The following is a 23,553-nucleotide window of genomic DNA, read 5'->3' as shown; positions in this document are numbered from 1 at the left end:
AATCTCCTTATAAAAATTTACCTTCTATGAAGGTTACTTATATCATTCCTAAGAGCTACTCTAAAATCATTTCTTGCTTTCCAAATCTTATCGATTTGAATATCAGTGTATCTATCACCATTTCCAGGTAAATTTCCTAACGATTTTCTTAGCTTATAATAAGCATTGATTACATCTGTAGATAAAAATAAACCTGCTTCATCTTCAACCCACAAATTTAATTTTTTTACTATCCTGAGTTGCTGTTCTCTTGGGATTATACCACCGTGCTCTTGTATTTTTTTAATTTTTGATGATATTTTAAATGCCGTAGGATAAAGCTCAATTCTTTTTTCGTAAAGTATATTTGTGTACTTGTTTTTTAACTCTCTTTCGAATCTTTTTTGTGATATTTTTGTTTGAAATAAATTTGTAAAAAATCCGAATATAGATACTAGAATGGACACACTTGCAGCAATAATCGCAACTATTATCTTTTCAGAATATTCCATATCGATATTCCTGTAGTTCAGAGATGTTAAATCGGAGATAAAAGAATTTTGGCGGAGATCACAGGAGTCGCATTTGATTGTTAACTTATTGATTTAAAATTGATATATTGTGTTGGATAAATGAGTAACCCCCATAAGCACCCCCAAATGATTTTGCTTGTGGGGAGCGGAGGCATCCAGAGCTACGTTTGACCTCTGTTTTCCACGGTAGTAAAGCGGCAATATCATTCTCGCTTTCGGTTGTTGTTTAGCACCGCAGTTATTTGGTAAAACCGAACAACTGAAGTTTCGCATATTAAGTTTGCCAGTGTCTGGCGGTGCTCTTCCTGTTGAACTTGTAAATTAGACTTACAGGTTGCGTAATAGCCTGTTGAGAATTCTTGGCAGCAATGATTATGCCAGAAACCCATAATCGACTCAGGTTATCTTGCAGGTAGCGCTCTAGGAAAATGTTTTGCCACGATATCATTCATCCTCTCCACCAGATCTAGGCGTTTAAAAGTGATATGCCCACTGCCCTTCTGAAAGTAGCGAATAGTGAAGAGATTATCTTCGAATACCTGCTGATGTGGATTATCGCGAATGAAGTCCATCAGTCGGATAGTCACATCGTGCCGATTATCGGGAATGGTTTTACCATCCAGTAGGAACAACATGCGCTCCAGATCCGCAATCTGGTCACGTCGCCAGCCCCAGTTCAGGCCGTAGCCCCATTTATCGTACTTCACCAGATTGTTAACGATAATCTTCTTGCCGAAGTAACAGGGGTTATTGGTTTTGTAATCCCAGCTTAATCCCCTGAACACATTGATGATGCCACGCTCAAAGACCTCCTGTTTGTTGTGATGAAGCTGCTCAAAGGTACTCAGGATATTCGCTTCGCTGATTGCCGGGAGGTCATCCTCTTCGAGGTTCTTAGCCCACTGGCTACGCGCCTCAGCATCCATTAACGTCAGCATCCCTGACTTCAACATCAGATCGCGCCAGATACTACGGTCAATGTTGCGGGTGATGACTGGCATCGCTTTGTCTACAGGTTGCACAAGCCAGCAGTCGAAAGAATGGCCCTGCTGCAACGCCCAGTGACTCGCTATGTCACCACCAATCGTGGAAGTGAGTCGGGAAACGTCATCAAGCTGACGAATCAGCGCCTCGATCTGTTTCAGCGCTGCATCGCGTCCTATCACGATACGCTCAATGCTGGTTGAGCAAATTAGCTCATTATGATCGGTTAAAACCTCAGCTTCTGTTTGCATGATATTTTGTCCGTAAAAGCAAACACACCCACCGTAAATGGCAGGCGCATTATGCAATGAGTAAAAGAGGAAGTAAGTTCGGGAATGTAAATCGGGAAGACGGCTCGCAAGATTCAGCGTGTCGAAGGAAGCTGGTTCTGCCGCAACAGACCGGTTGCCTGCCTCGCCCGTAAAATATCTACCGCCCGAAGGTAAGGTGACTGCTCCTGACAGTTAACCCCCCTGCGATCGATACGAACCAGTTCGTACTTTTCCACCAGAAAGTTAACTGCATCCGCCAGCGTGATACCGGCGTTGATGTGCTCCTGAATAACGGTTTCATCACTGAACGGCGTATCGTTCAGCGACAGGCCATAGTGCTGTTCCAGCAGACAGGTCAGCAGGGTCTGCCAGACATCAACGGAAGACGGACGTGACGATGCCGCCCGCATGAGGGGGGATGATTTGGTTTGCATAAGCGTTATCTCTTTAGTGGGAAGATATGTGCGTTGAAGGGCGAAGTATTAAAGTGTTATGCCGTGGCGACGGGAGTGGGATAAATCGCGATATAAACATAGCCGTGCGAGCCCAGCGTATCCGCCTCGCAGGTCAGACCTTTTGCATACAGTGTGACGCCGTGCTGATGACAGGGATTCAGTTCACCGCTGGTGAGCATTAACTCCAGCTGTTTCATCAATACCGGGAAAGCCTGGTCAAGATGGCGCAAATCCGCATCGCAGAACTGACCATCAAAATTTGCCCGGTCAGCCAGGTAATGCAGGCGGTTTCCCTCCTGGACCAGACGGGCACCAAAACACGGGGAAACACTGCGTCTGAGTCCCCACCAGGGTTCGCTGATATCATGTGTTGTTATCGTGGTATTCTTCGACAAAATGTCGCTCTCCTTAATCGTGAATTAATTCAGGCTTACGCTGCGTAATACGACATACGGGCCGTTGCGGTCCTGGCGGCGCTCTGCGAATACGGCCAGTACACCACTGATATCTTCCACCTCACGACCGGCATAGTGGCAGATGCTACCGGACCATTTATATTTACCGGTACAGAAGCGAAACAACCGGGACTGTGGATGCTGGCGGTATATCGCCATTGCCTGACGCTTACTGATAATTTTCATTAATGACTCCTCCCTTATAACCAGCCCCGTTCGGCAAACGAGACAATATCCATTCCGCCGATAACGAGGTGGTCCAGGAGACGCACACCCACAAGGTCCAGAGCATTCTTCAGTCGCTCAGTCACCCGTCTGTCAGACTGGCTGGGTTTGGCATGGCCTGAGGGATGACAGTGAGCAACAATCACCGCTGCCGCATTGTATTTCAGGGAGGCCTTCACCACTTCCCGTGGATGGACTTCGGTATGGCTGATGGTGCCTTTGAACAGCGTTTCGTGCGTAATCAGGCGGTGCTGGTTATCCAGCAGCAGCAGAACAAATGCCTCTCTTTCCTCCATAGTCAGATGAAGCCGTAACCAGTCACGTACTGAGCTGCCGGAGGTAAACGACGCGCCGGGCTCACGTAACTGGCGCTCCAGCAGAGTCAGCGCCTCGCGGATGGTCTGTTGTGCTGATGCCGTCAGTTCATATGCAAACAACGGTAACTGTTTTTCCATGGTGCAGTACCTCAGTCGATGATGTGCATAATGGCGTTGCACTCAGGGTGGTTCAGCGCATAGTCGCGCAGACGGTAATAATGCTCTGTCATGGCATCGCACTCCGTGCGGCAGGCATGGTGGCTGTAAGCAATCAGGCAGGCGGCAATACCCGCAGCTTCAGCACTCATTTCAGCCCCGTTACCATTCAGGATATTAAACAGAGACCATAGACCTTCACTCTCTTCCGGAGCCATAAAGGCACCACCGTTGCTGAGAGTGTAAAAGGCCCAGACGCCACCGCAGTAATCCGCACACAACCGGTCCATCCACGCAAAGATACTGGACTCAAGGGTTATCCATTGCGGGATGGAGCCAAAGCGCTGAGGCCAGAAACGAAGGCGCTGTTCATCCGGTACGTTAGTGGCTGCGAGGATGAATGGCTCTGTCACCTCAGGGGGCTGCGAAATGTGTTTATCCATTAATATATCTCCTGTAATCAAAATGACTGGCATCAACGGCCAGACAGGGCTAGCATGTTTTCGGTCATCACCCACAGGGCCCGGTTGAGCTTTACGTCCCCGTCAATGCCGTTCACGGCGCGGGTTCGGCTGCGTTTACCCTGTGCGTTCCGTCCTGACAGTCCTCCCTTCATCAGGTTCTCCTGCACACGCTGGTAAACGGTCCAGAGGTCATCATTGCGGTCTTCATAGCGACGCGGTGTGAGTACCTGGGCGGCAGTCACCGGCTGGTGGTCTTCACCAAAGCGATACGCCAGCGCCGCTTTAGCCAGTACCTGCTGTGCGGGTAGCGGTAATATCAGGGACTGCATCGCATCGCGCTTCTCCTCCACCCGGTCAAATATCCCCAGCACCTCATAGGCCCCTTCAATAACTTTCTCAACAACATCTCCTTTGTGGGGGACACGCACTTCGCCAAAGGACTCACCGCAAATTAACCCGTTCTGACATACAGCCCTGAAAATCCCAGGTAACATTTGATAGCTACTCGAACCATCATGGCTGTTAAGCAGGATGATCTCCGGCACCTGTTTGTCGGTGATTTGGCCTTTACGGCGTAACCGCAGCATATGTTTGGTGTGTTCGCGTTTGCTCTGGTCGCGCACACGGGTCTGACAGGCGAAGAACGGCTGAAAACCTTCACGTTGCAGGTTATCCAGTAGGGTAATTGTCGGAATATAAGTATAGCGATCACTGCGTGATGCATGCTTTTCCTCACTGAATACGCTGGGGACGACACAAAACAATTCATCGCGAGTTAAAGGACGGTCGCGGCGGATTACATTCACTTTACCAAAGCGGGAAGCTAAACGAGTCATTTTTCATTCCTTTTAAACTGGTATAAAAAAACCACCCCGAAGGATGGTTTTTTAGATAAGAGAGAATTAATAAAACACTGCTTATAAAAACAAGGTAGTTTTATTAACACGTGAATCATATATACTTTAAAAAGTATGCATGTGAATCTTACTTGCATAATCCAGCAGGTATGGAAGTTGACCTGCTATAGATGTAGTTATTTGGAACTTATCCTATTTTTTCCACAGTCGAATGCCAAGTTCCATACGGGTATGTTTTTTTAGGGAGTTCTCATCTACAGATACAACGGACTGACTCATGAATATTTTAATGTATTGTCCATTTATATTGCTAACATCCTTTTTACATTTAAAATCATTAACATAGTTTGTCATTTCATCTAATGTTCGTGGGCGATGTAAAAACCCAACAAAGTAACCACGATTCCTGATGTAATCAGTAAAACCCTCCAGATATATTAGTCGGTGATATTTGTTTCGTGCAATATGCCCTTTGGCTATAGCTGCGAAAGATTTAAATTGTATATTATCAAAGTCAAGAAGCCTGAACAAAAGATCTTTCTCAGCATAAAGAGAGGGAAATCTCTTAATAGAATAAGAAACACTAATGTATAACTGAACCATATTATCAACAATGCCTAGCACTGAAATATCAAGCCTACTAACCATGAATAAATTAATGTCTGCCTTTCCATATGCATGAGTTTGAGCAATTTCAGAGTCCCAAAACGTTTCATTTATGTTTGGAACGATTGATTTAAATTCATCATGCAAAATTTCAATAAGCTTTGGCTTTAGATGCTTAATTAAAGAGTAAGGGTTGTCAATTGTATAATTCATGAAACTATAAACAAAGCTATGAGTATCGCTAATGTTAGATATTTTGCTCTTTTTCTTTACATCTTTATGTCCATCAGCAGTATGACTTTCTTTTATTATTACCTCTGTATTTTCCATTTGATACCATATGGCATCAAATGTTTTCTTCATTATCTCTTTTCCCGCAGATGCTTTAAGCAATTCAGCAGTAGTCATTTCATTAAAATCATTTTTAAAGAAACGCTCATTTTCAAAATAATGCTTTCTTTTACTGTAAAAGTATTCTTCTTCATATTTTTCTTTCAATACCTGTAATATGAATCGTGAAATACTTTTACTTTTCCCTTTGCCATCTTTATTTTTTGTCTTGGGAGCAGCTGTCTTCTCAAGAAACTCGAGGAAAGACACATCGTCAAAGTTTACTGAAACTCTTTTTTCACTCGGCATAGACACCTCTAACCCACAAAGTACAGCACTTATTTTTACTAAAAAAGTACAGCACTTTTCTTTAATAGTCCACTATGCCTGTAACTATACTTCTCGCCAAGTCGACATAGCTACCAGCTTCACCAAGTTGTAAGGCTGGTAAAAAACTGAATGGAACACCATATCGCTTCCACGATGCCTATTACTTTCAAGCTCCGTATAAAAATACTGCTACTTCAATTAAAAGAGCTTTTACTATCTCTGACGCACTGGCAGTAAATTCAAGCCCCATTCCTGCATGCCCAAAACTCCCCGACAGGCCACACTAACTTGAGAGTGATTTCAGTGGGTGTCGATAGAAGTTTTCCTTCATTTTTAGGTTTTCTTTCTTCTATTGCCATTCCCTTCCTTTTCCCTTCTGTTCCTTCGTATTGTTAATAATGGACGTAGATGTAGTAGACATAGGTATCAGTAAGCAACAAAGACATACGGAAGTAGATCTACATAAGGGGATATGAGTACCCGTAACCATCCCGTTAGGGGAAATCTATAGGAAGTGGAGTAGTGGCATATCGCAAGGAGAAGAGATTAGTAGATTTCAGCATTCCTTAAATCATTACCAGGTATCCGATGAGCTGAGTTCAATCAGCTAAGGACACCACGTAATGAACACCAAGAACCAAAGCCGGTATGGGGAACTGAATCAAACCTATGTGCACGGTATCACCAGAACAATTGACAGAGCGTTAAAACAGTATCCCCGGCTATTGGCAATCAGATTCGATCTGCGCTTCCCTGACGAAGAAGAGCGTCCAGATTGCCCTACACAGTGTTATACAGGCTCTGAGGTCATCACTCGCTTCATCAACTCGGTAAAAGCACAGATCAAAGCGGACATTAATCGTAAGAGAAAAGCGGGTAAGAAGACCCTGACATGCAACATGAGATTTGTATGGGTACGGGAATTTAATCAGGAAGGGAGCAAGAAACATTATCACGTATTGCTTTTGCTCAACAAAGACGCCTATGCATGGCCGGGGAAGATTAAACAAGATCCTGGTAATACCTTCAACCAGAGTGTTTTTAATATGGTTGTTCGGGCATGGATACGGGCAATCAAACGAGAATACGCGGAAAGCAAGTATGTGGGACTGATTCACATCCCACCAAGCGGGTTTTATCAGTTAAACCGTAATAACCGTTACTTCGAGGACACTTACGAAGATTTGACCTCAAGAGCAATTTATTTGGCTAAAGAGTACAGCAAAGACAACTCCGATGGTCAGCGTAACTTTGGCTGCTCTCAGAACTGATACGTAATTTTTTACGAGGGAGTGGATGTTGAGAAGGAGAATGCGTCAACCGTCAACCACCAGCAATGGCGCGTCTCCTGATTCACTCAATATCAGTATGGAGACAACCCCATGAGCAACAACGACCAACAATCCTACCTCGCCAACGACAAAATGGTCGATATGGCATTTATCACCAGCTTTACGGGCTTAACCGATAAATGGTTCTACAAGCTGATCAAAGACGGAGAGTTTCCGAAGCCAATTAAACTGGGTCGTAGTTCCCGCTGGATGCAAAGTGAAGTGGAGGCCTGGGTTCAAAACCGCATCAATCAGTCGCGACAGTAATATAACTGAGAATAAATCTGATAAGTTAACTCGAGCTACTGACTCAAACCGCCCCAAAGCCTTCATTGAAGCTTTACGCTTTAACACTAACGAGTTACACATCTTAAAAAGAAAACCGGTTAGAAATGCATGTAGCGCATTCTACGCATATCGAAAATAACGACAGAGGTACACTGGGCATGTACACATCTCATCTGATTGTCATCCCCGTCTCATCTGTATGAAACTAAAAGGAATCATAGCCATGCCCAAGATAAACATATTGCGGGTAAAGCAGTATCTGGCACTCGACGCTGACAATCATTACGTTCCTGCAAAAGAGGTTCAGCCCGGAACTGACAATCTGTGGCGCTGTCCTGATTGCCATTGTCCTGTAAGGCTGCAGGACAACATCATTGGTGAAGAAGCCTGGTTTGAGCATTTTCCGCCTACTAAAGTCACTAAAGCCGATGTGTCAAAATGTGGTTACATTCGGGCAGAAATCAGGAGGCAGGCTTTTCTTCTACGATTACGCGCACTGGTTGACAGTATGGATACCATCAACCCGGTTACGCACTGGTTCTGTGTCTGGTGCAATACTCACTATCAGGGGGAGAAACATTGTAAGACCTGCAAAACGGGGATATACAGCATCAGCAGAGGAGACTGGAGCTGGAATTATAACCAGCCGGAAGGTAAATCGAATTCGGGGAATAAAGCGACAGCTCAGATACCGCCCTCAGGCGACCGGTAAGCCACCCTGAAGGCCGTTGCTCACCATAGCGGAATCCCACGATCTCATCATCAAAACAGCCAGAAATGCGCTTACAGGCCCACACTATCCCTTTATTTTGACCGCCTTACTGGTAGCGAGAGAAGGATGAAATACAGAACTCAGGCCACCTTGCTGAAAAGCATGGATAATTTTGGTTTTATTTTCAACGTCCAAAGCGTCGAAAATAAGGCCCCACCATTTTTTGATATCTTCTTCTGAAAAGTGTTCCTGCTTGGCGTTGTCCGTAAAGGGGTCGCCTTCCCCCGTAATAAGCCAGGTCAGAGAACGTCCGGTACAGGCGGCAATCATAGCCACGCTATCGATACCTGGCTCTGTACCGGTTTTAAGGTATTTTCTCATGGATGCTTCGGAGACCCCGCAATCCCTGGCAAAAGAAGCGACAGACTGCTTTCCTATAACAGCTTTGAGACGCTCGCCGAAATGCTCCGGTCCTTTCGGGATAGGGCGCTCCCCCCAACTGAGCTGACTATGATTACTCTTCATACTGATCAATCCAAGCTATTAGAAAGAAAACTATAGTGCGATACTTAACTTAATTAATAGTAATATTTTACCGAAATCATAGTTATTCGTCTTTATTATTAGCTTTATGCCGTAATATAGTACGGAAAATTCATTTCATTATATTGCAACCGGAAGATTTGTTGAAGGTGGCAGTACGAACCTACACTTTGGAAAGCAATCCATCCAAAAGCAACGAAAAAAATTACTTCTTACCTGTCATCAGTAATCACAACGTAAGTTGCGCTATGCCCCTGATATCATTAGGCCGGGGTTTTGATACCACGAAATTGAGATAGAATCGCGTTAACAGCAGATGCCAAGGACAGATCACAGGATAAAAAATGACAAGCCTTCAACAGTGTGCAGAACTACATCGTCAAATCAGGGCCATTGCCAACGATGTCAGAGGCTCAGTAGATGGGTGGAATTTTAAACAGTATATTCTCGTGCGCTTTTTTACCGCTTTATCAGTGAAAACTTCTCTAATTACATCGAAGCCGGTGACGATAGTGTCCACTATGCTGCGCTCGACGACAGCATTATCACTGATGACATTAAAGAAGATTCAATCAAAACCAAGCGTTATTTCATCTAAAGTGATGCCGTGGAGAAAAAGCATTGCGTAGAATGTATTCTTAGATAAGTGATCTGAACGTCAGCCATGTGCAAAATATAGTAAACCACTACACTACATTATTGATAACAATAAGCTGTGTAAGACTGTGATCCTCTCATGGTCCAATCCAATTCTGGCATGCTTTCAGTTGCCATCTTCAGATGATAAAATATGCAAAACCTTTCTAATTCAAAAAGGGCTGCTTGTGGATAATTCATTTCGTGCAGAAATAAAGGTTCTTTCCGTTTTCGACTTTGATGGAACGCTTACCCGACATGACAGCTTTATCCCCTTTTTGCGCTTTGCCTTCGGTAACAGTGTCTTCACCCGCCGGTTGGTTAAACTCGCTCTTCCTACCCTGCGGTGTTTGAGTCGCAAACTAACTCGTGATGAACTCAAAGAAATTTTGATATCAACGTTTCTCACTGGTATCGAGGAAAAGTGGGTCAAGGAGAAAGCTGAAGCCTATTGCAACATTTATTGGGGGCGTCTGATGAGAGCATCAGGCCTATTGGCTGTGGCATCAGAAGTGTCTAACAATGTTGAGGTGACACTCTGCTCAGCCTCACCGAGGCTTGTACTTGCTCCGTTTGCTGAACGACTGGGGATCAAGCTCATCGGTACAGAGCTGGAAAGCGTTAATGGTATCCTGACCGGGCGCATTACAGGGCACAATTGTCGTTGCATACAGAAAATTAACCGGCTGGAGTCTATTTACGGACCATTAGATCAGTATCATCTTAGAGCCTGGGGGGACACTCGAGGCGATTATGAATTGCTGGCAGCCGCCAAAGATGCCCACTGGCGGCACTTCCATCCTCGTTGGGACAGAAAAAAAGCTTTTATACACCGCTTAAAAAAGGAGTCGTTCAGGGTCTAAAATCGCACCACATGAACGTTTTAAAGAATAGACCGGGTTAGCTTTCACAGTTTCCTCCATGACCAGTGGTTGACCGTTGATACCTTTAAGACCCAGCCAGCTGGGTCTCTCGCCAGAGCCCTCTAATTAAGCTTATCCGGAAGCAAGCTAAAGGATATTTAACCTTTTTGTTTCATCTATCCACGGTCTAAATTCTTCCAGTAAGTTATCGTATAATTTTTCATCGCTGATAGAGCCGAAGTCATCCATTGCAAAGAAATGGGTGTTATCAACGCGGCGGTCTGTAAAATCATCCAGGTTTTTCAGGATTCCGTAGCTAGACCCACCGAGGCCGACAAATTTCCAGAAGATCGGGAAGTTGGCTGAGCGCCGGATAGCATTCTTAATTGCTCCGGTTTTGCTTATCCCGCCATCGGTAATAAACACTATGTAAACCGGGATTTTTGAGTCTTTGAAGTAGTCGACAATTTCTTCCATTACCGGTGGTTCATTGTTAGTACCACCAAGCCCCGGCAAATTTTCCCAGGCTGAACGCTTTCCGGAGCCACGAATGGTCTGAATGTAATCGTCAAGGTTATCCAGAGTGACGTTTGGATACTTCTTATGCTTCTCTCCAAACCCCCAGACATCCATCTCGCCATCGTCATCGAACTGGGCAGCAAGGACGGCTATGCGATCCAGCACGGACTGAACGTTGCCCTTACTGAACTGGCCACTCATTGAACCGGACGCGTCAAGAACAAACGCAACTGCTGCCTCCAGGGTGTCCAGCTTATTTTTAGTGAGGCTGACTGAGGCCTTTTTAGCGAGACTTACAAGTCGCGGAGATTTTGTTTCGAGTTTCTTTTCCAGACTGATACGAGCAGGTTGTGCTGGCTGCGGAGCTGTCTGTGCGACATCAACACCATAACTCATCGCCAGGGGCTCAAGCCCACCATTGAAACCGAGGCCAAGTGCCCGTAGCTTCCAGCTGCCGTTATGGCGATACACCTCCGCCACGATAATAGCTTTCTCGCTGCGCCCTGCTGTTTCGGGATCAAACGATGCGATACCGGAGGCCTGCAAATTCAGATTCTGCAAGCCTGTAATAGTATCGCTTCCGTCGATCACGAGGGTTATGGCGATTTTCTGAACAGCCGAGGAAACGCGGTTAAGTTCAATATGTACGCTTGATTGCTGCGTCCCTGCCGTCAGTTTTAAAGCCCCCTCCGGTGAACTCAGGTTATTGAAAAAGATGAAATCGTTATCACCGCTCACCTTACCTTGTGCGTTGAGCATGAAAACGCAGGTGTCGGGTTCGCCGTTAAAACCGGGACGTACCGGGTATCGCAGATTAAGAGTGACTGATGATGAAGATAGAAGGATATTTTGACCTGACTGTAATTGCATGACTCTGTTCCTTGTTTAGTAACCGTAGTCTCTGCCACCCTTTACCCGGGTTCTGGCCTGAAGTGCTGAAATACACTCATCGCGCTTTTGCTTGTTCGAAAAGTTGATGCGTCGGGATCCAAAATCACCATGAATATAGAAGTTGACACCTTTCTCGCGTGTGATATTCGATATTTTTCGAATCTCAATGCTGTCCTGCTCGCCCATTCTGCTCAGAAACTTGAGGCGAAGCCGGTCACCCAATCCCATATTACCTATATCAGCAGGAAGAATCATCGTCCTGTCATTGTCGTTAAAAATTATGCCGAAATATTCGATGGCGATGCGTTCTGCCATTTTTTTCATCGGCCAGATCATTACAATCGGATAGAGAACTAATATAACTCCTGCAATATTACGTGATGTTTCCGGGGATAAATTTTTCGCAAGAAGCCCACAAAATTGTAGAACGAGCACTGCTGAAACCACAATAACAACGATGGAGGCACCCAATGTTTTAAACAGGACGCCAATATCATATACACGCTGAATGTTAGGGATTGCTGAATATTTTCTTTTTAGTTTCCGGTAGAAAAATATCCCGAATATCAGGAACGGTAGAAACACAAAAAAAGCCACAACAAAAAGTAGCATTACAGCTGAACCATCATCTTTTTTCTTTGCCATGTGCTAACACCTATAAAAAACCCCGGTGACAGCACCGGGGTTGAGTTTATTTTTATTATTAAATATTCACGCCGTGCTGGGTTGCCAGTGCAGATAACCCGCCAGCAAAGCCCTGACCGACAGCTTTAAACTTCCATTCAGCGCCATGGCGGTACAGTTCGCCAAAGACCATTGCGGTTTCGGTTGAAGCGTCTTCAGACAGATCGAAACGAGCAATTTCCGCGCCGTTGTCGTTGTTGTACACGCGCATGAAGCTGTTACTCACCATGCCGAAGTTTTGTTTACGCGCTTCTGCATCATAGATGGTAACGGCAAACACCAGTTTTTTGATGTCTGCTGAGACTTTGGTCAGATCGATTTTGACCTGCTCATCGTCGCCGTCGCCTTCACCGGTACGGTTGTCACCCTGGTGCTCTACTGCGCCATCAGGACTGGTTTTGTTATTGAAGAAAATGAAATGGGCATCTGACAGCACTTTACCGTCTTCGCCTACTGCAAATACGGAAGCGTCCAGGTCAAAACCCTGACCGTCGGTTACACGGGCATCCCAGCCCAGGCCAACCATAGCGACATTCATGGTTGGTGCTTCTTTGGTCAGAGATACGTTGCCGCCTTTTACGAGAGAAACTGCCATTTTAAGCTCCTGCAAACAGTTGAATTAGGGCTGAATAAACAGCCCAGGATAAGAAAAGTAACTTTTCGATCAGGACGCGTTAATGCCGTACTGAGCACAAACAGATGCCAGACCACCAGCATAACCCTGGCCGACTGCGCGGAATTTCCACTCACTGTTGTTGCGATACAGCTCGCCAAACAGCATGGCGGTTTCAGTCGATGCATCTTCGGTCAAATCATAGCGAGCGACTTCAGTCTGGTTATCGTCATTGACCAGACGAATAAATGCACCCGATACCTGACCAAAACTCTGGCGACGAGCCTGAGCATCATGGATCGTCACAACGAAGATAACCTTGTCAACATCAGAGGGGACGGCGTCCAGTTTAATTTTCAGCGACTCATCATCACCATCACCTTCACCGGTACGGTTATCACCAGTATGCGTTACGGAACCATCAGAAGACGTCAGGTTGTTGTAGAAAATGAAATCAGCGTCACCCCGGACTTTACCGTTAGCGGCCAGCAGGAATGCTGATGCATCAAGGTCAAAGTCCTGACCGTCAGTTGAACGCGCATCCCAGCCAAGGCCCACCAGGACGTTTTTCATTGTAGGAGCTGCTTTACTCAGGGAGACGTTCCCGCCTTTTGAAAGAGAAACACTCATAAAATAACCTCTTCGATTAGTAATTGTTTAGGTTAACACTTAAGGGGATTAGCTCCCCTTTTCCTCAGATTCAGGTTTGCCCGGGAACATGACGCTTGCAATGATACCCAGCGCCAGAACACCCAATACAACATACAGGCTGGTTGTGGCCGCGATGCTGTAACCATGATGCCAGATGTGATCGGTCGCATTCAGCCCAAGTTTTGCCGCAATGAAGAACAGCAGCACGATAACGGCCTTCTCCAGATGAACCAGATACTGTTTCAATGCCTCAAGGACAAAGTACAGGGTACGCAGGCCCAGGATAGCAAACATCATGGCACTATAGACGATTAGCGGTTCACGGCTGACGGCAATAATTGCCGGTACCGAGTCAAACGCAAACATAACATCCGAAAGTTCAACCACGGCCACACACAGGAACAGCGGAGTGGCATACAGCGCCGCCTTTTTACCACGGCCAATGGTCACATCGCTGTTTTCTGGCTTCGCCAGCTCGGCATCCACTTCCTTCTGATTAAGCAGGAAAGCATGACCTCTGAGCTTCGGCCAGATGGGGAAGAAGCGTTTAACCATGCGGTAAGCCAGATGCTGAGAATAATCCTCAATTTCATCATCATCATCACCACTTTTAAGCATCATGACCGCCGTCCAGGCAACGATGATAGCAAAGATGACTTCAACGTACGGCCCCAGGCTCAGCAGGCTCGTACCGATGGCGACAAAAATGCCCCTGAAGACAATGGCACCAATGATCCCCCAGTACAGAACGCGATGGCGATAACGATCCGGTACGGCGAACCAGGAGAAAATGGCCATCATGACAAACAGGTTGTCAACCGACAGCACTTTCTCCAGCGCATAACCCGTAACAAACAGGCTGGCAACCTCAGCACCGTGGTGGATGTAGAGGAAACCGGCAAATGCCATCGCAACCACAACCCAGAATACGGACCAGAGTGCCGCACTCTTCAGGGAGATGGGCTTATCATCACGGTGCATAAACAGGTCAATAAAGATGGCACCGACTGAAAGTGCAATGAAAACAATGACCGTTTCAGTCGGGAAGCCGATGTGTGTTGAAACCATATTTTACCCTTAGGGATGTAGATCAGAGGCCAAATTCAGCCGGGTCGAAGCCCAACGCGATAGCGATCTCGCGGGAGGCCAGTTTCTCATCCTGATCGAAGTTACCGTCGCTCTTCGCAACAGCAATACCAACACGTAAGGCCAGCTGAGCGGCCTCAGGCTGATCCTTCAGCGCCAGGATGTATTTCATTGTTTCGCCCTTGCCGATTTCCACATCGAAATCGAAGCTTGAAACCAGTTTATTGAAAAACTCGATCACCTCATTGGTATCGAAGACCTTCAGCTCTTCTGAAGAGCGCAGAAAGCCCATCATTTTCTGCTTTTCTTCTGAGCTCACGCCGTCACTGGATACGGCAATACGGGCGCAGACAGCAACGGTGCCCTGCATAAATTTTTTGTTTTTGAAACAGCCAACCTGGCGGGTCAGTTCGTCCCGGCCGGAGTTAATGGCACCTTTAACTTTGTCGAAAAAACTCATACTTGCTTCCTTTGTTGCTGTGTTATTTAGAACCGGCGCTCCAGCGAAATCCCCAGCCAAATGCCCGGTCCATTTCGTCCTGGCCTTTGAAGTACTGGTTGATACGCTCGACCTTAATCGCGCCGTTTTCGTTTACGAGTCTGGCAATGGCGCACAATGTGCGACGGTTTTCACCTTCTGTCAGGCGGGTCTCAATCGGGGGCTGATCCGGAACGTGAATGGTGACCACACCATCTGTCTTATCCCAGCTGGGAACTCCTTCGTAGATAAAAGCGTAAATCAGCACTTCACGGATATGCTTCCATTCACGGCCATTGATATGCAGCCACTCGCCGTCTGACACATCCCCCGTACGATCATCGCCCTTGAGCTGAACATAAGGCTCATCACGATAATCACCGAAAGCATTACCCAACGCCTGAATGACCGACTTATAACCATCCTGAAGCTCAACAAACGCCCCCAGGTCCAGGTCGATTCCTTTGGAGCCGAACATGCCTGCAAGCCCGGATTTACTGCTACCCCGGTGCCAGTTCAGATTAATCCGGATTTCACCGAAGTTATCCCGCTTGGTCAGGCTGATTGCAGGCTTCTCTTTTGTCAGAGATACCTTACTCAGGCTGATTTTTGTCTCAGCGGGTGGAGGGGTTGCAACTGGCGGAGTCGGGGCTGCGGGGGCTGGATCATCGGCAATATTTACGCCGAAATGTTCTGCCAGTGGTTTGAGTCCACCGTTGAACCCTTGCGCAACAAAGCGAAATTTCCAGTCATTATTACGACGGTAAAATTCACCCAGAATTAAGGCTGCTTCCTGACGGCCGCTCAGGTCGACAATGCCGCTAACCAGGCCGGTAGCCCCCTGCTCCACGTCGATGGAAAGATTACGAAGACCAGATACCGTCTGCCCACCATCACAGGTCACGGTGAACGCAATTTTCTGAACATCAGATTTCAGCCGGTTGAGCGCGACAGTAAACGTTGAGTACTGGCCTTCACTGACCAGGCTGACGGTACCATCATCGTTACGTGGCTGGCCATAGAACACCATGTCCGCATCACCCTGCACCTTCCCGTCTGCGAACAGTCGAAACGCAGAAGCATCCACCTGGCCACCCGAGGTGATCCGGACCCGCAATTCCTGGGCTGGAACGGGGGCATTGCCCCCCGGCGTCAGATTCATTAGCGGATTACCACTGAAACGATATCGGAGTGCATATCGTCGATTGTGCGGCCGCGACAGGCATGGCCAAGGGCAGTAAAGTCCCAGTTGCCGTTATTACGACGCAGCGAAGCAATAACGATCCCGGTATGTGAGCCCTGCTCAGTCAGCTTGTAGTTAGCCAGCTCTTTGCCGGTTTGATCGACCACACGGCAGAAGGCATTTTCGACGTCATTGAACGACTGACCACGGAAGCTGTTAACCGTAAACGCCAGGTATTCAGCATTTGCAGGCAAGCGGGACAGGGTGACATTAATCACTTCATCATCGCCATCACCCTCACCAGTCAGATTATCGCCACTGTGCACCACAGAGCCGCAGGTGGATTTCAGTTTGCGGAACCAGATGGTGTCAATTTTTTTACCGGTGCTGTCCATTAATACGCAGCCAGCATCGAGATCGATTGAGCCGTTGCCACCTAACAATCCGCCAAGAAAACCTTTTTTCTTAATCGGATCCCAACCGAGACCGAATTGAAGCTGGCTTAACGCAGAAGATTGTTTGCTGAGTGATACCGTCTGGTTCTTACTTAATGAAACCATATATTATTCCTTAAAATGGTAATGACCGAGACAATCAAAGGTATGTTTATTAACTGACGAAAAAATCATATCATGATGAAGTTCACTGACAAGGGAAATTTTGGTAGGTTTCTGAAAAAACACGAATAAAAGATGCTCCAATCCTTGTTTTAATCAAATAAAAACCTTTAAATTCAACATTATGAAAAATTAAGTAAAATCTCAACACTCAATTTTTAGAAGATTGATAAATCATATTATGATTGACATGTAGCAAGGTCACCCATAGACTCATTTCTCAATCACAATACTGCATGGCGTTCTGGATAATAAAAAACTATGAACAAAAAAATTTGGTTTATGGAAGGCTTGTCCTCACAACGAGATATTATTCAGGGGGTAAAGTCATTTGCACAAAAAAATAACTTTGGAATTACCGTTTTTGCCTCCCACCGTAACGAAAGAAATGAAATTCTTTCCGTTGCCGATTATTCGTTGACTGAACCTGAAGACCCGCAAAAACGCCTTCAGTTTATTCAGGAAACCATCCAGAACCATGGCATCCACCATATTCACACGGGCCGTAATACCCAGTGGTTTGAGGAACACCGCACAGCCATTGAGTCGACAGGTGCCACCCTTACTACCGGTGCAACCGGAGCCGACTGGCTTACCCTGGCAGACGAAAAAGTTACTTTTGCTCAGTTCATGGAGCAAAACGGCCTCCCGGTCGTGCCCTCCTGGCGCGTGAATACCCTTGCTGAATTAAAGGCGCACCTCGTGGCCCCACCGTTTTCTGACAGTCCGGTATGCGTGAAGCCGGTGACGGGTATTTATGGCATGGGATTCTGGCGCTTTGATGACAGTGCATCGCCCATGGCCGTCTTTAATCATCCAGAACATCGCCTGGTCAGTCCGCAACAGTATATTGCAGCAGCATCGGCCTCTGAGTCGTTTAAACCCCTTGTTTTGATGCCATACCTGCCAGGCCCGGAATTTTCCGTTGATATCCTCGCAGCTAAAGGTGAAATTCTCGCAGCTGTGGGGCGTCGTAAAGAGGGGGCTATCCAGTATCTGGTGAACGAAGGATGCGCCTGGGAGCTGGCGTGCGCCTGTGCCCGAATTATGAAAGCGGACGGGCTGGTGAATGTTCAGACGCGAAACGATGTACATGGCAACGCAGTGCTACTTGAAACAAACATGCGTCCGTCAGGAGGGGTCGGTTACACGCTTCACAGCGGGGTAAACCTTCCCGGGCTGTTTGCTGCCTTTAAGCTTGGTCTGATGTCTAAAGATGCGGTGATCCAGAGCGCTACAAACACCTTTTCTCCGGTTGCAGTCAGATCCATCACGGATGTAATCGCATACCCGGAATTACTCTCTAACCGACTGAATTAAGGCGAATTTATGTCTGAATCCCTCGAAGATATGATTTATCGCCGTAAACTCTCAAGCGGCACTATCCAGGTTACCCGGGACCGGGGTGAAATCCCGCTCGATGACCTGTTTGATATCGCTGAAAGACGCAACCCGAAACGGGCCTTTCTGTTTGTCAGCAAAGTTCTCGGCAGGCATATTCCCGTTCCACCCTCAGTCATGCGGCAGGCCTACAGGCAGCTTGCCAACCAGTTTCCATCAACACTGGCAGGGCCCGTGCTGTTCATCGGCATGGCTGAAACGGCCGTTGGGCTTGGTGCAGGTGTGTTTGATGAAGTACGCCATCAGCATCATGAATCTGTCTATCTGACGTCTACCCGGCACCCGGTTGATGGCTCGTTGCTTTGCGAGTTCAAGGAAGAACACAGCCATGCCACCGATCATCTGATTTTTCTGCCAGATGATGAAGAGAAAAGACGCCGGGTTACCGATGCGCGAACGCTGGTTTTGATTGATGACGAAGCAACGACCGGTAATACCTTTGTTAACTTGCTTTCTGCCCTGCGTAATACCGGCAAACTCCAACATATCGAACAGGTTATCGCCGTAACACTTACCGACTGGAGTAGCAATGCCCTGCCGGAGCGTAGCCCCTTGCCTGTCCGTTCAGTTTCTCTTGTAAGCGGTCGGTGGGGATGGACCCCATTACCTGATGCACCTGTGCCAGACATGCCGAAGGTCAACGTAACTTCGCGCGGAGAATGGGACATTCAGGGAAAACAGTCCTGGGGGCGACTGGGGATGCTCGCACCAGCGGCCGATCTCGGTCATGGGGTATCAGTCCGCCGGGGAGAACGTATTCTGGTTCTCGGGACCGGGGAATTCGTCTGGGAACCGTTCCTGCTCGCTGAACGGCTCGAAGCTGCCGGGGCACAGGCATTTTACGGCTCGACCACCCGCTCCCCTATCGCTGTTGGTTATGCCATTGAGTCCGCGATTTCATTTACTGATAACTACGGGCTGGGCATCCCCAATTTTGTCTATAACGTAGCCCACCAGCAGTTTGACCGTATTCTTGTTTGTACTGAGACTTCCGCAGAAAGTATTGATAGTCAGCTTATGAACGCGCTGGCTGATGTTGCCCCCGTCGTTGAGATTGTTACCTATGAATAAACCCGTTGTTCTGAGCGACCTTGACGACACGCTGTTTCAGACCCGTCGTAAAATGGTAGACGAGCTGGCCCTGGAACCATTTCGTACCGGTGCCGTTGATCGCACCCTGAATCCACGAAGTTTTATGACAGAAGAACAGTCCATGCTGGTGGACTGGCTCCTTGAGCAGGCTGAGCTCATTCCTGTTACCGCACGGGGAACTGAAGAAATAAGCCGCGTCAGGATCCCTTTCCGCTCCTGGGCAATCACAACGCACGGGGCCGTCATTCTAACGCCAGAGGGAACGCCCAACGAGGAATGGAAGGCCCTTATGCTCGACCAGTTAGCGCCCTACCAGGAAAGGTTAGAGTCTATGCAACGTCTGATCACTGAAATGATGGACGCAAAGGGTATCAAGGCCTGGGCAAGGCTTAACTATGAATATGATGAAACTCCGGTTTATATGGTCATGAAACACCGGGACAGCACACGCCTCGATGAGCTCACTGCTATTGCTGATGAAATTGAAAAGGTGTTCTCAACGGAAGGTTTCTACATCCATCGAAACAGTAATAACGTAGCCTGGCTCCCCACGCCGGTTGAGAAGGGGCGAGCTGTCAGCTGGCTGCTCGAAAAGCTTCGCGCTGAGCGAGGGGTTTTCCCCGTAATAGGTCTGGGTGACAGCCTGAGCGATCACCGTTTTATGAAACTGTGCAGCTGGTTTGGCCTTCCGCGACAGAGTCAGTTTGCAGAGGCCATTTCACAGCGAATTTTTGGAGAAGAATAAAATGCAGCTACATGAAACATTCGCTGGCTCATACCAGCCCGGTGACGTGGAGTTTCTGCTAAAGCCGGTAGTCATTGAGATGACGCCGGTTGAGCAAAAAGAAGAGCTGATTCAGTCCGGAAAGAAACATTATTCGGACATGCTCAGCAAGGAGCCAGCGCCAACAAAATGGCATCTTGATTTGTTTCACCGGGCGCTGGATCGGGGTGCAGACAGGCTTGCAAAAGAAGTCACGCAGCTCGCTATTGCTCTGGCCGAACGCTTCGGTGATGAGCCCATCGTTCTGGCCAGTCTTGTCAGGGCTGGCGTGCCCCTCGGCGTTATGCTGCACCAGGCCCTGCGTGATATGGGGAAAACCTCATGGCATTACGGCATCAGCATCATCCGGGATCGCGGAATTGACAGTACAGCACTCGACGTCATTGAAGAGCGACATGGTACCAGCGGTATTGTTTTTGTTGACGGATGGACAGGTAAAGGTGCAATTACCGGAGAACTTGTACGCGCACTGAAAGATCGCCCAGGCTATCCTGAGCAGCCGCGACTGGTTGTCCTGGCGGATCCCTGTGGCTGCTCCTGGCTTGCTGCCAGTGATGACGACTGGCTCATCCCTTTTGGCATCATGGGTGCGCCGGTGTCAGGCTTGATCTCCCGATCAGTATGGTCCTCCGAAGGGTTACATGGTTGCATGGTTTGCGAGCATCTCAGCGAATACGAATGCAGCCGTATGCTTGTTGATACCATCGCTCATTTCCGTAAGAAGTTAGCACCGTCATCCCTCGCACCTCTGAACTGGAATATGGAATCAGCCCGGGCCTTATGGCAGACGAGTCGTGACGTTATCGCGTTCCTGGCCGATGAATTTAAAGTGGACAGCGTCAATCGTATTAAGCCAGGCATTGCTGAAGCAACCCGGGCCGTTTTACGTCGGGTACCGGATCATGTTTTTGTGCGTTCAATTGATGACCCGGACGTTGCACTGCTTGTAGGGCTTGCTCGTGAAAAGGGAATAGTTGTTACAGAAATGGGGGGAACCCTCGGCCAGTATCGGGCTGTAACCATTATCAAGAAGGTACACTGATGAAAAATCGTCTTTCTCCCTGGAATCTGGGGGCAACGCTATACATGCCTGCAACCCGGGAAAATATTGCTGATGCCGTTCTGCACGGGAAAATCCCAGGCTTACGATCTCTGGTCATTTGCCTTGAGGATGCTGTCAGTGAAGCAGACATCCCCGTTGCCCTCAAAAACCTTGAGCAGTTGCTGCACGAGCTCAGTAACAGCATGCGTAGCCGGGGTAAAAATGACTGGCCTCTGGTGTTTATTCGTCCCCGGCATGCCGAAATGGGCAAATGGTTAAAAGAGCATTATGATCTTTCTGCTGTCGATGGATTTGTGTTGCCTAAATTTACCCTCAGTTCGTTAACTGAATGGTGGGATATCATGGGCGGGACTCACCTGTGCATGATGCCAACACTGGAAACAGAAGACGTCTTTGACGTGGTTCAGATGCGCGTGCTGGCCACCCGCCTCATGGAACATCCCTGCCACGAACGCATTATTGCACTCCGAATCGGCGGCAACGATCTTATGAACGTTGTGTCGCTTCGCCGTCCCCGGGATCTGACGCTGTATGACAGCCCGATGGGTTACGTCATCAAAATGCTCGTTTCGGTCTTCGGGCCGCGTGATTTTGCCCTGACCGCACCCGTGTGTGAGCATATTGACGATCATGCCGTTATGGCCAGAGAGTTGGCTCTTGATATGGCGCATGGGCTCGTGGGTAAAACAGCCATTCATCCGCGTCAGATAGAGGTCATTCAAAACGCGCTGATGGTCACCCAAGGTGAGCACTCTGACGCTCTGCGGATCCTGAACTCTACCCAGGCTGTGTTTAAGTCGCAGGGAGCAATGTGTGAACCCGCTACACATCGCCGCTGGGCGGCGGATATTCTGGACAGAGCTCGTTTTTACGGATTACAGAATGAGCAAAGCGCTGATGGAATCAGATTACTTACCGTGACCCAGCATCATTAAGGAAATCATAATGGGGTTCAGGTTCAGAAAATCGATCAATATTATTCCGGGTGTTCGCCTCAACCTGAGTAACGGAACACCGAGCCTGAGCGTCGGGCCGAGAGGTGCTTCCGTTTCTTTTGGTAGCCGGGGGACCTATGCCAATCTGGGCTTGCCCGGTACCGGGCTGAGTTACCGTACCCGACTTGACCGGGCAGCGCGTTCCGGAGGAAGGAACCGGTCGGCAACCGACCCGGGGCTCAGACAATCTCTTGAGCAGGAAGCAGCTGAACTCATGTCAGCTGTGACCGCAATCCGTAATATTCATGAACTGACGCCAGACCCAAAAACAGGCATCAGCCGGACGGAACTGGAGGCAGTATACCTGCAAAACAGAGCGTCGCCTTTTCAGGTCCCGGCACCAGTTCGGCCTGAAAAGCCAGAATACCTTTCATTGCCGGAAGAGCCTGCCGGGAACGAAGGCATTAGTTTTCTGGGTAAATGGTTTGAATCGGAATCAGCTAAGGCTGAGCGCCATGCCGAGAATCTTCGCCGGTGGCAGCAGGAGCTGATTGATGTGGAGCGTGATAATACCCTCCGACAGCATCGATACCAGCAACAACGGACGGCCTGGGCCGAACAGTATGCAAACTGGAAGTTTGATGCTGAAGAACATGAAAAACGGCTCGCCACGGCTCAGGCAGATGCCCGACAACAGTTCCGGACAGATGCCGCGTTTTTTGAATCATACCTGGCGGGAGTGCTTGCAGAAACTGAATGGCCGCGTGAAACGCTTGTAGCATTTGAAGTAAAACCCGATCAATCGACTGTCCTGCTGGATGTTGATTTAGCTGAGATTGAAGATTTCCCTGATAAGATTTACGGCGTCAATGCCCGGGGCACGGAGCTGACGGAAAAAGCCATGACGCAAAAAACCGTACGCGAAAACTATGCCCGCCACGTTCATGGATGCTTGTTCCGCCTGGTCGGTATCGTTTTACATACGCTACCGTTCGACAACGTGATTGTGTCAGGCTTTACTCAACGGGTAAGTAAGCGGACCGGCTACCTGGAGGATGAGTATATTCTGTCCTGCAAATGCACTCGCAGCCAGATGTCATCGGTGAATTTTGAGGGCATAGAACACGTTGATCCGGTTGAAGCATTAGGCAATCTCACGGTTATTCGAAAGATGAGCAGTACATTCATTTTTCAGCCTATTGAACCACTAACCCTTTAAG

Annotated in this window: 28 protein-coding genes and 1 pseudogene; 11 read left to right on the top strand and 18 right to left on the bottom strand. The window is 47.9% G+C overall.

Going from position 1 to position 23,553, the window contains the following annotated elements; translation table 11 throughout:
- Window positions 1-17: 17 nt before the first annotated feature.
- From OGY13_RS23545 to OGY13_RS23505, 9 genes are all read right to left on the bottom strand, one after another.
- The gene (locus OGY13_RS23545; protein WP_213752156.1) at window positions 18-491 is read right to left on the bottom strand and encodes a hypothetical protein; all 474 of its coding nucleotides are present in this window, start codon (window positions 489-491) and stop codon (window positions 18-20) included.
- A gap of 422 nt (window positions 492-913) precedes the next feature.
- A complete protein-coding gene (locus tag OGY13_RS23540; protein WP_286637914.1) occupies window positions 914-1,747 on the bottom strand; it encodes a DUF4942 domain-containing protein in 834 nt (277 codons plus the stop codon).
- A 113-nt stretch (window positions 1,748-1,860) separates the two neighbouring features.
- Window positions 1,861-2,202, bottom strand: coding sequence for a TA system toxin CbtA family protein (locus tag OGY13_RS23535; RefSeq protein WP_286637912.1), 342 nt, complete (start codon window positions 2,200-2,202; stop codon window positions 1,861-1,863).
- Between the two features lie 56 nt (window positions 2,203-2,258).
- Window positions 2,259-2,618, bottom strand: a complete 360-nt coding sequence (locus OGY13_RS23530; protein ID WP_286637909.1) for a type IV toxin-antitoxin system YeeU family antitoxin — start codon at window positions 2,616-2,618, stop codon at window positions 2,259-2,261.
- 24 nt (window positions 2,619-2,642) lie between these two features.
- On the bottom strand, window positions 2,643-2,864 hold the full coding sequence (locus OGY13_RS23525; RefSeq protein ID WP_004192297.1) for a DUF987 domain-containing protein: 222 nt from the start codon (window positions 2,862-2,864) through the stop codon (window positions 2,643-2,645).
- A 14-nt stretch (window positions 2,865-2,878) separates the two neighbouring features.
- Complete coding sequence (radC, locus tag OGY13_RS23520) at window positions 2,879-3,358, bottom strand: RadC family protein (RefSeq protein WP_286637906.1); 480 nt, start codon at window positions 3,356-3,358, stop codon at window positions 2,879-2,881.
- A gap of 11 nt (window positions 3,359-3,369) precedes the next feature.
- Window positions 3,370-3,819, bottom strand: coding sequence for an antirestriction protein (locus tag OGY13_RS23515; RefSeq protein ID WP_048213146.1), 450 nt, complete (start codon window positions 3,817-3,819; stop codon window positions 3,370-3,372).
- A 32-nt stretch (window positions 3,820-3,851) separates the two neighbouring features.
- Window positions 3,852-4,676, bottom strand: a complete 825-nt coding sequence (locus tag OGY13_RS23510) for a DUF932 domain-containing protein (protein WP_182928533.1) — start codon at window positions 4,674-4,676, stop codon at window positions 3,852-3,854.
- A 213-nt stretch (window positions 4,677-4,889) separates the two neighbouring features.
- Window positions 4,890-5,942 (bottom strand): hypothetical protein, encoded by a 1,053-nt coding sequence (locus OGY13_RS23505; protein WP_250127001.1) that lies wholly within the window; start codon window positions 5,940-5,942, stop codon window positions 4,890-4,892.
- A 644-nt stretch (window positions 5,943-6,586) separates the two neighbouring features.
- Between OGY13_RS23505 and OGY13_RS23500 the strand changes: the two genes are divergently transcribed.
- From OGY13_RS23500 to OGY13_RS23490, 3 genes are all read left to right on the top strand, one after another.
- Window positions 6,587-7,234: an inovirus Gp2 family protein gene (locus OGY13_RS23500; RefSeq protein WP_075848920.1), complete on the top strand. Its 648-nt coding sequence runs from the start codon at window positions 6,587-6,589 to the stop codon at window positions 7,232-7,234.
- Between the two features lie 111 nt (window positions 7,235-7,345).
- Window positions 7,346-7,561 carry a helix-turn-helix transcriptional regulator gene (locus OGY13_RS23495; protein WP_075848918.1) on the top strand — a complete coding sequence of 72 codons (216 nt, stop codon included), beginning with the start codon at window positions 7,346-7,348 and terminating at the stop codon, window positions 7,559-7,561.
- 244 nt (window positions 7,562-7,805) lie between these two features.
- Window positions 7,806-8,294 carry a putative zinc ribbon protein gene (locus OGY13_RS23490; protein ID WP_075848916.1) on the top strand — a complete coding sequence of 163 codons (489 nt, stop codon included), beginning with the start codon at window positions 7,806-7,808 and terminating at the stop codon, window positions 8,292-8,294.
- Between the two features lie 84 nt (window positions 8,295-8,378).
- Here OGY13_RS23490 and OGY13_RS23485 read toward each other — a convergent pair whose 3' ends face one another.
- A complete protein-coding gene (locus tag OGY13_RS23485; RefSeq protein ID WP_075848914.1) occupies window positions 8,379-8,819 on the bottom strand; it encodes a helix-turn-helix domain-containing protein in 441 nt (146 codons plus the stop codon).
- Between the two features lie 362 nt (window positions 8,820-9,181).
- Between OGY13_RS23485 and OGY13_RS23480 the strand changes: the two are divergent.
- Both OGY13_RS23480 and OGY13_RS23475 read left to right on the top strand, forming a co-directional pair.
- A pseudogene (locus tag OGY13_RS23480) lies at window positions 9,182-9,432 on the top strand (type I restriction-modification system subunit M N-terminal domain-containing protein); the annotation flags it as partial.
- A 223-nt stretch (window positions 9,433-9,655) separates the two neighbouring features.
- Window positions 9,656-10,336 carry an HAD-IB family phosphatase gene (locus tag OGY13_RS23475; protein ID WP_050875561.1) on the top strand — a complete coding sequence of 227 codons (681 nt, stop codon included), beginning with the start codon at window positions 9,656-9,658 and terminating at the stop codon, window positions 10,334-10,336.
- Between the two features lie 147 nt (window positions 10,337-10,483).
- Here the strand turns inward: OGY13_RS23475 and OGY13_RS23470 are convergent, their stop codons facing one another.
- The 8 genes from OGY13_RS23470 to OGY13_RS23435 form a co-directional block, all read right to left on the bottom strand.
- Complete coding sequence (locus OGY13_RS23470; RefSeq protein WP_123651081.1) at window positions 10,484-11,725, bottom strand: vWA domain-containing protein; 1,242 nt, start codon at window positions 11,723-11,725, stop codon at window positions 10,484-10,486.
- 15 nt (window positions 11,726-11,740) lie between these two features.
- Window positions 11,741-12,391, bottom strand: a complete 651-nt coding sequence (locus tag OGY13_RS23465) for a hypothetical protein (RefSeq protein ID WP_123651082.1) — start codon at window positions 12,389-12,391, stop codon at window positions 11,741-11,743.
- Window positions 12,392-12,449: 58 nt separating this feature from the next.
- Complete coding sequence (locus OGY13_RS23460; protein WP_015062975.1) at window positions 12,450-13,025, bottom strand: TerD family protein; 576 nt, start codon at window positions 13,023-13,025, stop codon at window positions 12,450-12,452.
- A 69-nt stretch (window positions 13,026-13,094) separates the two neighbouring features.
- Window positions 13,095-13,673: a tellurium resistance membrane protein TerD gene (terD, locus tag OGY13_RS23455; RefSeq protein ID WP_075849312.1), complete on the bottom strand. Its 579-nt coding sequence runs from the start codon at window positions 13,671-13,673 to the stop codon at window positions 13,095-13,097.
- A gap of 48 nt (window positions 13,674-13,721) precedes the next feature.
- On the bottom strand, window positions 13,722-14,762 hold the full coding sequence (gene terC / locus OGY13_RS23450) for a tellurium resistance membrane protein TerC (protein WP_075849310.1): 1,041 nt from the start codon (window positions 14,760-14,762) through the stop codon (window positions 13,722-13,724).
- Window positions 14,763-14,784: 22 nt separating this feature from the next.
- Entirely contained in the window at window positions 14,785-15,240 is a 456-nt protein-coding gene (locus OGY13_RS23445) for a tellurite resistance TerB family protein (protein WP_075849308.1), read from the bottom strand.
- A 22-nt stretch (window positions 15,241-15,262) separates the two neighbouring features.
- Window positions 15,263-16,420, bottom strand: coding sequence for a TerD family protein (locus OGY13_RS23440; RefSeq protein WP_075849306.1), 1,158 nt, complete (start codon window positions 16,418-16,420; stop codon window positions 15,263-15,265).
- Window positions 16,420-17,001 (bottom strand): TerD family protein, encoded by a 582-nt coding sequence (locus OGY13_RS23435; RefSeq protein ID WP_075849304.1) that lies wholly within the window; start codon window positions 16,999-17,001, stop codon window positions 16,420-16,422. The genes OGY13_RS23440 and OGY13_RS23435 overlap by 1 nt, the downstream gene beginning before the upstream one ends.
- A 318-nt stretch (window positions 17,002-17,319) precedes the next feature.
- On the opposite strand from OGY13_RS23435, the gene OGY13_RS23430 reads away from it, so the two are divergent.
- The 6 genes from OGY13_RS23430 to OGY13_RS23405 are packed head-to-tail and all read left to right on the top strand — an operon-like array spanning window position 17,320 to window position 23,552.
- Window positions 17,320-18,378 (top strand): ATP-grasp domain-containing protein, encoded by a 1,059-nt coding sequence (locus tag OGY13_RS23430; RefSeq protein WP_123651083.1) that lies wholly within the window; start codon window positions 17,320-17,322, stop codon window positions 18,376-18,378.
- A 9-nt stretch (window positions 18,379-18,387) separates the two neighbouring features.
- Complete coding sequence (locus tag OGY13_RS23425) at window positions 18,388-19,530, top strand: phosphoribosyltransferase domain-containing protein (RefSeq protein ID WP_075849300.1); 1,143 nt, start codon at window positions 18,388-18,390, stop codon at window positions 19,528-19,530.
- Window positions 19,523-20,296, top strand: coding sequence for a hypothetical protein (locus OGY13_RS23420; protein ID WP_075849298.1), 774 nt, complete (start codon window positions 19,523-19,525; stop codon window positions 20,294-20,296). The genes OGY13_RS23425 and OGY13_RS23420 overlap by 8 nt, the downstream gene beginning before the upstream one ends.
- 1 nt (window position 20,297) lies before the next feature.
- Window positions 20,298-21,377 (top strand): cysteine protease StiP family protein, encoded by a 1,080-nt coding sequence (locus tag OGY13_RS23415; RefSeq protein ID WP_182928529.1) that lies wholly within the window; start codon window positions 20,298-20,300, stop codon window positions 21,375-21,377.
- Window positions 21,377-22,333: an HpcH/HpaI aldolase/citrate lyase family protein gene (locus OGY13_RS23410; protein WP_075849294.1), complete on the top strand. Its 957-nt coding sequence runs from the start codon at window positions 21,377-21,379 to the stop codon at window positions 22,331-22,333. Before OGY13_RS23415 ends, OGY13_RS23410 begins: the two co-directional genes overlap by 1 nt.
- A gap of 10 nt (window positions 22,334-22,343) precedes the next feature.
- Window positions 22,344-23,552: a DUF4236 domain-containing protein gene (locus OGY13_RS23405; protein WP_075849292.1), complete on the top strand. Its 1,209-nt coding sequence runs from the start codon at window positions 22,344-22,346 to the stop codon at window positions 23,550-23,552.
- Window position 23,553 lies beyond the last annotated feature (1 nt).

Source organism: Citrobacter sp. Cpo045 (assembly GCF_030332875.1).
GTDB classification, from domain to species: domain Bacteria; phylum Pseudomonadota; class Gammaproteobacteria; order Enterobacterales; family Enterobacteriaceae; genus Citrobacter; species Citrobacter portucalensis.
The sequence above is the reverse complement of the archived record's forward strand: the minus strand, read 5'-3'. Positions and strand labels throughout refer to the sequence as shown.